9 protein-coding genes are annotated in these 13,194 nt (G+C 56.0%); all 9 read right to left on the reverse strand.

All coding sequences use genetic code 11. The features are described from left to right. Positions 1-5: 5 nt before the first annotated feature. The 9 genes from VN12_RS06425 to ccoN all read right to left on the reverse strand — a co-directional run bounded on the left by VN12_RS06425 (position 6) and on the right by ccoN (position 10,995). Entirely contained in the window at positions 6-1,349 is a 1,344-nt protein-coding gene (locus tag VN12_RS06425; RefSeq protein ID WP_146676050.1) for a hypothetical protein, read from the reverse strand. After that, positions 1,346-1,492, reverse strand: coding sequence for a cbb3-type cytochrome oxidase assembly protein CcoS (gene ccoS / locus VN12_RS06430; RefSeq protein WP_146676051.1), 147 nt, complete (start codon positions 1,490-1,492; stop codon positions 1,346-1,348). Before ccoS ends, VN12_RS06425 begins: the two co-directional genes overlap by 4 nt. Then, positions 1,489-3,996: a heavy metal translocating P-type ATPase gene (locus tag VN12_RS06435; protein ID WP_146676052.1), complete on the reverse strand. Its 2,508-nt coding sequence runs from the start codon at positions 3,994-3,996 to the stop codon at positions 1,489-1,491. The genes ccoS and VN12_RS06435 overlap by 4 nt, the downstream gene beginning before the upstream one ends. Before the next feature lie 6 nt (positions 3,997-4,002). Then, a complete protein-coding gene (locus VN12_RS06440; protein ID WP_146676053.1) occupies positions 4,003-5,028 on the reverse strand; it encodes a sulfite exporter TauE/SafE family protein in 1,026 nt (341 codons plus the stop codon). Next, a complete protein-coding gene (locus tag VN12_RS06445) occupies positions 5,025-5,507 on the reverse strand; it encodes a FixH family protein (protein ID WP_146676054.1) in 483 nt (160 codons plus the stop codon). The genes VN12_RS06440 and VN12_RS06445 overlap by 4 nt, the downstream gene beginning before the upstream one ends. Then, a complete protein-coding gene (gene ccoG, locus VN12_RS06450; protein ID WP_146676055.1) occupies positions 5,507-7,057 on the reverse strand; it encodes a cytochrome c oxidase accessory protein CcoG in 1,551 nt (516 codons plus the stop codon). Before ccoG ends, VN12_RS06445 begins: the two co-directional genes overlap by 1 nt. 746 nt (positions 7,058-7,803) lie before the next feature. Next, on the reverse strand, positions 7,804-8,388 hold the full coding sequence (locus VN12_RS06455; RefSeq protein ID WP_146676056.1) for a cbb3-type cytochrome c oxidase N-terminal domain-containing protein: 585 nt from the start codon (positions 8,386-8,388) through the stop codon (positions 7,804-7,806). Next, positions 8,388-8,576 carry a hypothetical protein gene (locus VN12_RS06460; protein WP_146676057.1) on the reverse strand — a complete coding sequence of 63 codons (189 nt, stop codon included), beginning with the start codon at positions 8,574-8,576 and terminating at the stop codon, positions 8,388-8,390. Before VN12_RS06460 ends, VN12_RS06455 begins: the two co-directional genes overlap by 1 nt. A gap of 4 nt (positions 8,577-8,580) precedes the next feature. After that, the gene (gene ccoN, locus VN12_RS06465; protein WP_146676058.1) at positions 8,581-10,995 is read right to left on the reverse strand and encodes a cytochrome-c oxidase, cbb3-type subunit I; all 2,415 of its coding nucleotides are present in this window, start codon (positions 10,993-10,995) and stop codon (positions 8,581-8,583) included. Positions 10,996-13,194 lie beyond the last annotated feature (2,199 nt).

Here is a 13,194-nt window from a genome sequence, read left to right on the forward strand (position 1 = left end):
AACCGCTAATCGCTCCCCAACCATCCCGGCTTGACGGATTCGATAACGGCTAACGTTTCCATACGACTGGCTTCGTCCCAAATCATTCCCTCGGGTGGCTCACATTTCCCTCGCAGAATGTCGCTTAGCTTCCCCCGAACATGCGCCATCACCGGTTCCGGTAAAGCATCGAACTGCTCGCTCAATATCAAATAGCTGCACCGATGTTTGAAGAGTCGAGACTGGCAATCCAACTGGTAGAGGGAACGCCCGTGCGAATCGATTGGCCCTCGTTGGGTAAACCGTTCGCGGAATGCACTCCCCTCCCCCACGGCTGTCTCCAACGGGAACTCTTCGGCAAAAAGCAACCCCTTTACCAACTCATCTCCAGCCGAGGCAATGCGTCGGAGTGTCGAATCACTTCGATGTTCCGCAGGTCGGTTCAACGCTTGGTTCATAGCGGCGTCCAAATGGAGCGCCATCCGGGTTTCGTAATTGGCCCGCGTGATCAAATTGTGAACACGGGTCTGATGCTCCATTACCATCAATGCAACAATATCGCTGGTTGGCTTGAGATAGGGCTCGGTGTCGATCGTCTTGGCGAGAGTTGACCAGTTGGCACCTGCATCGGGATGGACGAGTTCCGGGTTCTGTCGATCGAGCGCAAAGAGGTTGCCCAAATGACGCATTTCGCCATGCTTACCCGTCACATACCATCCCCCCCACCGCTGGATAAATGGGCTTCGATGATCGGTAACAAAACTGGATGCTCCCGAGCGAGGACGCCCCGCTTTGTCTGGATAAATCGACCGTACCAACACGCCAGGGACACGCTCAGTTCGGGTGGTGGCATGGCAGGACAAGCACTGACCGCGATCTCGGATAATGGTTGGATAGGCCTCGTCGTCGCTGACCTCTTCCTGTCGTCCGTCTTTCTCCGGCTCATCGCCCGATGCGGGTGCCTCAAACGTATAGAAAACACACCCCAACTGCGGATCGATCGCGGCCAATTCGATGATCGAGCTTCCGAGAACATATCCTACATAAACAGAATCATTGAAATAGATCGCTCGGGGTGTGCGCGGTGATATGTGATTGATCTGGAGACTGGTCTTCGAAAAAACCAAACACTGCGATTCGATGGGAACCTTTAAGGCGTCGAGCAATGATTGCAAGTACTCCCCTTTCTCGTCCGGTTCCAGTTTCCGCTGCCCACTCTCCATCTCTTTCCAAAGACGAGCGACCGGGTCCTGGGATTCGGTGTCGTAGTACGAAATCGGTGCATGTTCGAATTCGTCGCCAGACCGAGCGATCGGGGCAGAGAATCCAACGAGACAAGCAGCGAGGGAGAGGGATCGCAGTCGTTTCATGATTCGTTGTCGTCCTGCAGAATGCGGAGGGAAGGGGACTCGAGGTCGTCGTACTGACCACTCCGGATGCAATACAAACATCCGATCAGTCCGGCGGCTCCAAGCAAAATGGCGGCGGGAAGGGCGATATACAAAACGCTCATGGGGACTCCATCGCGGTTCGTGTAGTAATCTTGTTTCGAAAGGCGCGGCTTTGAAAGGCCATGGCCAACACAGTGATGCCACTCAATGGCATGAACAATGCAGCAATGAGAGGATGAATCCAGCCGGACATCGCCAGCGAGATCGTAACCGTATTGTAAAGTAGCGACGCGATGAAGCAGCCGCGAATACCTCGCACGACTTGCTGGGAGGCGAATAGTAAATCGACCACCGATGTGAGCTTCTGACTCGCGATGTAAATCGGCGCGATGGCGAGCGACTGCTCGCTATTCCCCCGCACCGCGATCCCGACATCCGCGGCGGCCAGTGCCGCAGCATCATTCACACCGTCGCCGACCATCACCACCACTCCTTCACCGGATCGCTTGCTCGTTTCAATGGTCGCGAGCTTTTCCTCGGGGGATTGCTCGCCTAATACCTCTTGGATGTGTATCCCATTCTCTCGCAAATTCTCTGCAATCGATTCGACGACGTTGCGATGATCTCCGGACAAGATCCCTAGCTTCCAGCCCAAGCTCTGGATTCCTCGGAGCGACGACACCGCATCGGGCCGCAACGCATCTCCCATGGCGAACACTCCGACAACATCTCGATCCACCGCGGCATAGACAGACGATTGGCCTCGATTGGCAATTTGCTGGACTGTCTCCGCAAGGCGGGGCGGGACTAGGAAGCCGAGCTGGTTCATCCAGCGAACATTCCCCACCGCGACGAAGACTCCGTTCACACGGCATTTCGTCCCAAACCCCTGCGCTTGCTCGGACTCGGTCACTTGACGCGGCTCATTCGTCTCCTCGAACGCGTCGGCGTATCGAAGGATCGCAGCCGCCATTGGATGATTCACTTTTCCTTCCGCAGCCGCGATCATGGGAATCCAGCGATCGTCTCCTATCCAAGCATGGACATGCACTCGCCCGAGCGTCAACGTCCCTGTCTTGTCGAGCCACAACATCCCAGGTCGCGCGAGCTTCTCCAAACAGATGCCATCCCGAATCCAGACTTGTCTCTTGGCCGCGCGCCCCAATGCGATCGTGATCACCAACGGAGCAGCCAATGCCAATGCACAGGGACACGCGATCGTGAGAAGCGCCATGGTGTGCTGCGTGGCGACCGTCCCGTTCACCCACCACGCCCAACCACACCATGTGAAGACGGCGAGCGCTAAGACGACGATAACAAACCACTTTCCAACCCGGTCTGCCGCTTGAATCCAAGGAGTTTCATAGGTGGTGGCATCGCGCACCATCGCCATAAGCTTGCCAACCCGACTCTTCCCACCCGCGGCTTCGACCAAAACTTCCAAGGGCGAAGTCAGATTCATCGTTCCACCCACCAAGCGCTCGCCTGTACCGATTGGCACGGGAATGGTCTCGCCCGTGAGGAGCGACGTATCGAGTTGGCTCTCTCCTAACAGGACGATGCCATCCGCAGGGATGACCTCCCCTGCATCGATCTGCACCCGATCCCCCGCTTGCAATCGATTGGAAGGGACCGACACGACCTGTCCTCCCTCCTCGATCTTCTTTGCGATGTTGGTATTCCATCGCAACAACCGACTGATGGAGTGCCGCGCCTGCGATTGTGCTCGAAACTGCAGATACCGCCCAACCCTCAATAGCAATACCAGCGATGCCAACGAATCAAAGTACATGTGGCCATAACCACTCCATGCACCGAACAACGATCCCATCGTCCCGATGGCTAACGATATTGCTACTGGGATGTCGACGTGAGGTGTTCGATTGAGGACGGCTTGCCACGCAGTCTGAAAGAAAATGCGACCGGGAAACACCGCGGCCAACAACCCGAGTATCGCACCCACCCATCGGAGAAACGCCTCGTTCTCCTTCGAGATACCGGTCGCCTCGCCAGCATAAAGAGAAATCCCAATCCACATCGCATTCGCTGCGAGAAAGGCTGCCAACGCGATCCCTATCCAATGGTCGCGTTGCCTTTGAATGACTTCTGCATCGAACTCAGGGTCATCTTGCCAAGGACTCAGTGGATACCCAAGCCGAGCTAATCGACTGGCCACGCGGGCCACCGATGTTTGAACGGGATCGTATATGAGCTCAACGGAATGGTCGCTCATGCGCACCCGGGCCGAATGAAGCCCCGGAATGCTGGGCTGCATCCGCTCGATCAACCAGGAACACGCGGCGCAATGAAGCCCCTCGACGTTCAATCGCACACAATCCATTCCGCCGGGCAAATGCTGAACCTCGACCCCCGCAACGTGCAAATCCGACAAAGCCGCAATCTGCTGCTCCGACTCGCGTACGTACTCTCCAGCCGCGTTGGGGCGCAGAGCATAATAATCCTCCAACCCCATCTCATGAATGAGCGCAAAAGCACCCCGGCAACCATTGCAACAAAACGCCCTCTCCCCATCTGCCGTCGGTGGCGATGGCAACCCACAATGAGCGCACGGAACCGATGCAGCGCGCTTCTTGGGTCTTAAGGTGTTCTTTCCCACGTTCACCATCAATGCTTATTCCTTGTCAACGCGTGGCGCCTGGCTAGGGTCGCAGCAAGGCAAACCGTCATTCAATTGCTTCGTCATACGACGGAGAACCTCCATCGACGTCTCCGTCGATGGTCCCTGCAAAGAACTGGACGCTTGGCTCGCTGGCAAGGGAGATTGCAAACCGGATGCCGTGATCTGGTTATCCATCCAGCTCTCCATCCGATTCGAACTCCTCGTCGCGACGAGGTATCCCCCCATCAGAAGAATACTCAAACTCGCGATGGGACCACTCAGATGCTGGTAACGAGCCCCCAACCGCTGCCAAGCCCAGGCGGACAAGGAAAGGAGAGGCAAAGTCCCGATCCAAAAGGCTGCCATCGTGGCCACCGACATGGCGACCGATGGCGCCGCCAATGCGGCAAGAACAAAGAGGTAAAGCCAACCACAGGGCAGGAGCGTCGATGTCAGCCCCCAAAAATAGGCATTTCCCAAGGCCGATCCCTTCGGAAATACCTCTCGTAGCTTTCTCAACCCGCGCCCCCAATGCTCCACCCAACTTCGGTGCAACGGCTCCCTCAAAGGCCGCGTTCCATCTGTCGACCTATTCCGATTGGGACCCATTTCTGCCAAGTGCGCCGATTTGACGCTGCCGTCCGATCGATTGCTCCCCTCCCGGGCGCGCGCAACTGTGCCAAAACGGAACCATGGCGTGCCCAATTGCCACACCCCAATCCCGATCAACACCAATCCGATCGCAACCCCCAACTGATGAAACTCGCCTGCAATCTGGACCAAACGGGCACGTTGGAGCGTCGTGGCAATCACTCCTGCGACTAGCCCCATACCACCATACGTCGTCAACCGGCCGAAATGATAAGCCGCCAACCGAAGACGGGGCGAAGGGACGACCTGCGACGGCGACCTCCTCGCTGGCTCTGCGGTCGCCAACAGAACAAATGGCCCGCACATCCCAACACAATGCAGCGATCCCAGCAACGAAGCAATCATGGTCGCTCCGAGCAATTCCCACGACGCCCACAATCCACTCATCGAACCGGATCCAATTCGAGTGTGCGCTGCGTCCAAATCTGCGTCCCATCCGGCAAAGCACCCGCGATATCAAGATGCCAAAGCCCCGGTTTGGCCAAGTCTGCATCTCCTTCATACGCCGAGCCCGACCATGTCATCGGTACAACTTGCTGCTCTGCGACGCGGGTGTAGTGAAACAGCGTGACGGTTAGGCTCAAATCGGGAACGGGCTGGCGATCCTTATCAAGAACCGAGATGGACAACTTTCGGGGATTCGCCGTCGATGCCCGCGCGTCCACCGTCCACCCGCGGTCGGCGATTCGCTGCTCTTCCTTCTTGCGAACCTCCCAGTCGACTGAGCGCTGACCGAAGCCGGGAATGGTGCGGAACGAAGGGTCCCCGGCAGCCATGGAGATGGCGATCACCGCAATGGTGATATCGATCGCAAAGAACGCTAAGACCAAAGCAACCCAAAACCGACGCGAGCTTTTTTCTTGCATTATCGAGGCCCCAGCAATCGAAGCGTCAGCTCCCGTTTCGCACCTGCACTGTCGGACACAATCAGCTTGGTGGACGTAGCCCCGCGTCCTGCGGTCAATCGTACAGGAAAATGAACATCGATCGGCAACCGCACGGTTTCACCGGGCTGGAGAACGACATCCGCCCCATCGCTGTTCTTGACCGTAACGGCCTCGTCCTCCACCTTGAACTGATACGTTTGCGCTGTTTGACTTCGGTTCACCAATCGCAATTTAAAATTGTTCTGGACAACCAAGTTCGAAGCGACCACAAAGGGTGCTCCACCGCTCGCGGGCAAAACGCGGGCGTCGAAAGCGAATTTGAAGGACAAGATAAAAAAGAAGAGTCCCGTCAGGACCGTTACCAACGTGGCGTAGATCACCGTCCTGGGTCGAATCAATCGCTGCGGTTTACCTTCCAATCCATCTTGACTGGTATAGCGGATCAATCCCGTGGGCAATCCAACCTTCGTCATAACCGCATCGCAAGCGTCGATGCACTGCGTGCAATGGATACATTCCAATTGCAATCCGTTTCGAATGTCGATCCCGGTCGGACATACAGCCGTGCACCGGCCGCAATCGATGCAGTCGCCTGCCTCGCGCGGTGCATCGGTGACCTCCGGCAACGGCTTGCGCTTCCCCTTTTTTCTCGGCTCGCCTCGCTTGAGATCATACGCCACGATCAACGATTTCCGATCCAACATAACCGATTGAAAGCGGCCATACGGGCATGCGATCAAGCAGAGTTGCTCGCGAAAATAAAGGTAGTGGAACATCAGCCCTAAGGTCGCCCCGGCCATCACCAAAAAGGCGATCGGGTGCTCGGTGGGAGGCGTCATGATCCAACGGCGCAGCTCGTCGGTACCCACGAAGTAACTCAAGAAGGTGTGCGCCAAAAACATGCAGCAAACGAGATAAACCAGCAATCGCAACAACTGTGCGGCCCCGCTCATGGGCTTACGCGGTTTCCCTCCCCTCCCAATCGTACCGTCGAACAATCGATCGATCGGCCGGAACAAATACTCCAAGTAAACGGTATGGGGACACCCCCATCCGCACCAAAGGCGTCCAGCCAAACTCGTCACTAGCATGATCGAGAAAAATGCGCCGAGCATGATGCAGGCCAACAAAGGCGTATCCGTTGGATAAAACGTATACCCCAAGAACGTAAACTCCCTGGACGCAATGTCCAGGAGGACATAGGGCTTTCCATTGATCCGCAGATTCGGAAGCGTGACAAAAAATGCAATCAGCCCGTATGCGACCCATCGCCGAGCATGCCACTTCCTTCCTTTCTCCAGGGAAGGCGTAATCCAACGGCGTTTGCCGTCTCGCGACAGCGTCGGCAGGACTTGCTCATCCGCCCGCAAAATCGAACCGGCAGGCCCGGACATCTCCGAAGTCGCCGCAGGCTCTTCGGCGCAACGCTTTGTTCCGCCACAGTTGCCGCATCCTTTGGAGCAAGCGGCAATATTGGCTTCCCGTTGCTCCTTCGACAGGATCGGGAGGGAGAATTCGTTTGTAGTCATGAATTTGCAATCCAATGGAGGGATTGGAAAATCGCCTCGCGAACCCTAGTCGGGTCCATTTCCATTTTGTACTTCGGGGCGGCTCGAAAAGAACCGCTCCCTGCCCATTCTACCGCGAGCAATCCGCTTCGTCGTCGAAACACATCCGAGTGCCGATTGCCAACTCTCCGAGAGTTACTTTCTCCCAAGAGCAATCCCCATGCCAAGCAGATTTCTCGCCGTGGCGAGCTACTTTCTTCAAACCCGGTTCTCGCAACGGCGCGGCGGCGCAAAGAGAGGAAAAGGAAGGTGTGGATAGGTTAACAAGTAGATAGTCGAACCTGAATCAGCCCACATCGGCCTTTCAAAGGGATCCACTTTGCGGACTTTGCGCCGTCGCGAGCCACTTTCTTCAAACCCAGTTCTCGCAACGGCGCGGCGGCGCTAAAGAGAGGAAAGGGAAGGTGTGGATAGGTTGACAAGTAGATAATCGAACCTGAATCAGCCCACATCGGCCTTTCAAAGGGACACCACTTTGCGAACTTTGCGCCGTCGCGAGCTACTTTCTTCAAACCTGGTTCTCGCAACGGCGCGGCGGCGCAGAGTGAGGAAAGGGAAGGTGTGGATAGGTTGACAAGTAGATAATCGAACCTGAATCAGCCCACATCGGCCTTTCAAAGGGATCCCACTTTGCGGACTTTGCGCCGTCGCGAGCCACTTTCTTCACTCCTGTTTCTCGCAACCGCGCGAAGTGAAATGGGATGGACTTAATCCTTGGGCCAAGCGGGAATCGGGCTGCCATCGGGTGCTTTGCCAGTCGATGGATTCGTGCCTCGCAAACTGGCGACGTATATCGATACCAAAATCGCGTCGTTCTTGTGCGAGAATCGATTCCCCCAAGCAGGCATGGCTCCACCTGCGACCCCTTCATTGATCACCTTCACAATATCCGGCAATGTCTTAATGTGCTTAAAGGAATCATCGCAAAGATTGGGCCCGACATTTCCACCACCCTCAGGACCGTGGCACGAGACGCAATTCGCCTTGAAAATCGCTTGCCCCACACCAACCCACTTGGGCTCCTTCAAAAACTTCACCATCGTCGCTTGGTCCCCCTGCAAGTCCCCGATTTCCGCGTATTGCTTGCGCGTATTCTCATTGACCCCTTCGGTGTACTGGTCTGCCACGGACCGCCCCGGCGTTCCGTTGTGGTAATACATCAAGTAGAGCGGAGAAAAAGCGATCGTCCCCCAAAACATCCATTTCCACCAACCGGGAAGCGGATTGTCGTATTCTTGAATGCCGTCGTAACTGTGGCCGAGCGAGACTTCTTTCGTATTCGACTGATTCATTATTCTTGATCGCCTTTCCGTGGATCAACGACGTGGTCATGGATGGGAATGCTGCTAAACCGTTCGACGGCTTCGGGACGCAACCGTAGCGCACCCCAGATAATGGCCAAAAAGCTGATCGCAAACATCACCACGGCGATCTCGTCGAAATGGGAGTAATCCAATTGGGAGATGACATCTTTCAGCATCGCATCACTCCTTATTCTCGGCAGCAGGGCTCTCGCTGGCCGATTCCGAGGCCCCCTCTGCGGCAGGTGCCGAAACGGGGGGCACTGCATCCGCTCCACCCGCTGGGGCCGCCGCCGGAGTCGCCGGTGCGAACAGGTCCTTCCCAATCCGCTGCATGTACGCGATCAACGCAATGGCGGTCGAATCCTTGATCAACTCCCCTTCGAAAATCACCGGTCCACCTTGGGCAATGATGTCCGCAGCGATGGCCTCCGCCTGCCTCTTGGCGATCTCTTCCGACTCGGAAATTTCGAAGTCATAAGGAGCCCCGAGGAACTTGGCCGCTTCCACCCGCTTGGGGATCTCCCCGAAGTTGAGGCGCTCGGTGAGCAAGTGTTTGTAGGATGGCATCACCGATCCAGGCGACGCTTGGCCCGGGTTCTCGAAGTGGGTCCAGTGCCAGAAGCTGCTCTGCTTGCCCCCTTCTCGGGCCAAGTCTGGACCGATGCGTCGCGAACCCCATTGGAACGGACGGTCATAAATGAATTCACCCGCCTTGCTGTACTCCCCATAACGTTGGGTCTCAGCAACCATAGGCCGAATCATTTGGGAGTGGCAGTTGTAACAGCCTTCGCTGACATAAATATCACGGCCCGCCAATTCCAGCGGCGTGTAAGGCTTTACGGTCGAAATGGTTGGCACATTGCTTCGAATCAAAAACATCGGTACCGCCTCAAACAAACTGGCGATCACTACCGCTAACGTGGTGAGAATCGTGAAGCGAATTGGCAATCGCTCCCAACGGCGGTGCCAATCCATCGCACCGACTTTATCCAACACCTTGGCGGCCTCGATAACAGGGACCCCTTCAAGCTTGCTGCTGCCGATCGGCTCGTCGCGGTAGTTCTTCGTCAAGCGTGGCGCGGTGTAGACAGGTACATCGTATTTCGCAGGACGGGTCGTCCAAGTCATAAACGCATTCAGAGCCAACATCAATACGCCAACGATATACAACCCGCCGCCAATCAATCGAGCCCACCAATACGGAACAATAGCCTGCACGGTTTCGACGAACTCCGGGTTCTGAAGGCGACCGAGATCATCCATCGCTCGCCACATCAAGCCCTGTGTGATACCGGCCATGTAAATGGGAATGATATACAGCAAGATCCCCATGGTTCCCAGCCAAAAGTGCCAATCGGCCATGCTCTTGCTCCAGAGCTTGGTCTGGAACAGCCGCGGCAACATCCAATAGGTCATCCCAAATATCATGAAACCATTCCAACCGAGCGCGCCCGCGTGCACGTGGGCAATCGTCCAATCGGTGTAGTGCGAAAGAGCGTTGACACTCTTGACCGACAACAAGGGACCTTCAAAGGTCGCCATGCCGTAAAACGTGATCCCGACAACGAAGAACTTCAAAATCGGGTCCGAGGTGACTTTATTCCAAGCCCCCCGCAAGGTAAGCAATCCGTTGATCATCCCCCCCCACGAAGGCATCCAAAGCATGACCGAGAAAAGCATTCCAAACGTGCTCGCCCACTCTGGCAACGCGGTGTAATGCAAATGGTGAGGGCCGGCCCAAATATAAATAAATACCAGCGACCAGAAGTGAATAATACTGAGTTTGTAACTAAATACCGGCCGCTCCGCCGCCTTGGGGAGATAGTAATACATCAACCCCAAGAACGGTGTTGTTAAGAAGAAAGCGACCGCATTGTGACCATACCACCACTGCATCAACGCGTCTTGAACACCCGCGTACACCGAATAACTCTTCCCCCAAGAAATCGGCACGACCAAGTTATTAAAAACGTGGAGTACGGTGACTGTAACAATCGTGGCGATATAAAACCAAAGGGCCACGTACATATGGCGCTCACGGCGAACCCAAAGGGTCATTAAAAAGTTACCGCCAAAGAATCCGAGCCATACGACGGCAATGGCCAAATCGATGGGCCACTCCAACTCAGCGTATTCCTTGCTCTGCGTAATCCCCATCGGAAGCGTTATGGCAGCGGCTACGATGATCGCTTGCCACCCCCAGAAGTGAAGCCGGCTTAGCGTATCGCTCCACATCCGACACTTGCACAGCCTTTGCGTGCTGTAGTAAATGGCGGCGAAGATTCCATTCCCAGCAAATGCGAAGATCGCCGCGTTGGTGTGCAATGGCCGGAGTCGACTGAAGGAGAGGAGCGAGCTGAACTTTGGGTCCATCCCCTGCCAAAGATTGGGGAGGACCAAGAGCAACGCGACCAACAGCCCCACGGTCGTCGCAATGAGCCCCCAGAATATGGTAGCCACCATAAACATGCGAACGATGCCGTCGTCGTAACTGAACGTCTCAAGCGCCTGCGCCTCGCGACCGGGAGAGGAGGAGCCTGCCGATTCGTCCATGGTTGCCGCGTGGGAACCCAGCGGCTGTTCTGCAAATGACATGATTCAGTGCGTGTCGGGGGAGAAGTGGGAAAACGATGCGTTCTCGAGAAACGCAACCCATGTGCCAGTTATAAAGGATTTTGCAATTCCTCGAACCCGTCCCAGCCCCCATTCAAATCCATTTTCCAGCGTCAAGCTGTCACAGGTCCCCAAATCCTTCTCCTCCCCCCAATACGTGGGCAGTTCCCAGTCGCGAAAGGAATGAGCCGACAGGGAAGGAAAAAACGCCGATGGAAGCGCGAACGGAACAAATTGTCGCAACCGGTCCCATTCGGTGGGCGTCCGCCCCAGCCCCACACCCCACTCCAATCCCGCGCGCCACCATCAGCCCCCAAGCGCGCCGTTTTGTCACACCCCTATCTAGGGTCGTCCCCCCTGTCTAGCTATCGTCCTCGACGGATCTACAACAAAAACGGTCGAGGACGAGCCGTTCGACAATGTCGATCTGTTGTCCCCAACAGATCTGCATCGCCTAACGCATCGCGCAAGGTAAGTATGTCTCCCAGACTGCATCCGGGACTCTTCAAGACTGCGTGAGCGAGACGTGGTCTGGTCGATAGAAAGGTGGTACTCGGTGCAGGAACGGTCGAGGACGAGCCGTTCGACATTGTCGATCTGTTGTCCTCAACAGATCTGCATCACCTAACGCATCACGCAAGGTAAGTATCTCTCCAAGACAGCGTGCGGGACTTTCCCAGACCGCGTGAGGGAGAGGTGGTCTGGTCGATAGGAAGGTGGTACTCGGTGCAAGAACGGTCGAGGACGAGCCGTTCGACACTGTCGATCTGTTGTCCTCAACAGATCTGGATCGCCTAACGCATCGCGCAAGGTAAGTATCTCTCCCAGACTGCATCCGGGACTCTTCAAGAGTGCGTGAGCGAGACGTGGTCTGGTCGATAGTAAAGTGGTACTCGGTGCTGGAACGGTCGAGGACGAGCCGTTCGAAAATGTCGATCTGTTGTCCTCAACAGATCTGCATCGCCTAACGCATCACGCAAGATAAGTATCTCTCCCAGACAGCGTGCGGGACTTTCCACGACGGCGTACGGGAGAGGTGGCTTAGCCGATAGTAAAGTGGTACTCGGTGCTGGAACGGTCGAGGACGAGCCGTTCGACATTGTCGATCTGTTGTCCTCAACAGATCTGCATCGCCTAACGCATCACGCAAGATAAGTATCTCTCCCAGACAGCGTGCGGGACTTTCCACGACGGCGTACGGGAGAGGTGGCTTAGCCGATAGTAAGGTGGTACTCGGCGCTGGAACGGTCGAGGACGAGCCGTTCGACATTGTCGATCTGTTGTCCTCAACAGATCCCTATGTCGATCCTGAAAGGATCAAAGCTTGTAGCCGGGGGTCGAGCGCAAGCGATACCCCCGGTCCCCCCACCCCTTTTTCTATCCAGGAGGGATTAAAGAAATGCCATGGCTTGATCCAGAAAACAACGCGAAGATGCTCAGTCGTGCGGCTCGCATCCCGTCGGGATGCTCAATCCATGGGGAATCCACCCGGGGGTATCGCATTCGCTCAACCCCCGGCTAATGGCTCGAGTCCTTTCAGGACAAAAAGAGAAGAACGTTCGACATTGTCGATCTGTTGTCCTCAACAGATCTGCATCGCCTAACGCATCGCGCGAGATAAGTAGCTCTCCCAGACAGCGTGCGGGACTTTCCACGACGGCGTACGGGAGAGGTGGCTTAGCCGATAGTAAGGTGGTACTCGGCGCTGGAACGGTCGAGGACGAGCCGTTCGACATTGTCGATCTGTTGTCCTCAACAGATCCCTATGTCGATCCTGAAAGGATCAAAGCTTGTAGCCGGGGGTCGAGCGCAAGCGATACCCCCGGTCCCCCCACCCCTTTTTCTATCCAGGAGGGATTAAAGAAATGCCATGGCTTGATCCAGAAAACAACGCGAAGATGCTCAGTCGTGCGGCTCGCATCCCGTCGGGATGCTCAATCCATGGGGAATCCACCCGGGGGTATCGCATTCGCTCAACCCCCGGCTAATGGCTCGAGTCCTTTCAGGACAAAAAGAGAAGAACGTTCGACATTGTCGATCTGTTGTCCTCAACAGATCTGCATCGCCTAACGCATCACGCGAGATAAGTAGCTCTCCCAGACAGCGTGCGGGACTTTCCACGACGGCGTACGGGAGAGGTGGCTTAGCCGATAGTAAGGTGGTACTCGGCGCTGGAACGGT

It is taken from the genome of Pirellula sp. SH-Sr6A (assembly GCF_001610875.1).
In the GTDB taxonomy this organism is placed as follows: domain Bacteria; phylum Planctomycetota; class Planctomycetia; order Pirellulales; family Pirellulaceae; genus JBKCUI01.

Coding starts and splice junctions, on each gene's coding strand:
- VN12_RS06425 (WP_146676050.1), bottom strand. CDS start 1,349: ATGAAACGACTGCGATCCCTCTCCCTCGCTGCTTGTCTCGTTGGATTC.
- ccoS (WP_146676051.1), bottom strand. CDS start 1,492: ATGAGCGTTTTGTATATCGCCCTTCCCGCCGCCATTTTGCTTGGAGCC.
- VN12_RS06455 (WP_146676056.1), bottom strand. CDS start 8,388: ATGAATCAGTCGAATACGAAAGAAGTCTCGCTCGGCCACAGTTACGAC.
- ccoN (WP_146676058.1), bottom strand. CDS start 10,995: ATGTCATTTGCAGAACAGCCGCTGGGTTCCCACGCGGCAACCATGGAC.
- VN12_RS06435 (WP_146676052.1), bottom strand. CDS start 3,996: ATGGTGAACGTGGGAAAGAACACCTTAAGACCCAAGAAGCGCGCTGCA.
- VN12_RS06460 (WP_146676057.1), bottom strand. CDS start 8,576: ATGCTGAAAGATGTCATCTCCCAATTGGATTACTCCCATTTCGACGAG.
- VN12_RS06445 (WP_146676054.1), bottom strand. CDS start 5,507: ATGCAAGAAAAAAGCTCGCGTCGGTTTTGGGTTGCTTTGGTCTTAGCG.
- VN12_RS06440 (WP_146676053.1), bottom strand. CDS start 5,028: ATGAGTGGATTGTGGGCGTCGTGGGAATTGCTCGGAGCGACCATGATT.
- ccoG (WP_146676055.1), bottom strand. CDS start 7,057: ATGACTACAAACGAATTCTCCCTCCCGATCCTGTCGAAGGAGCAACGG.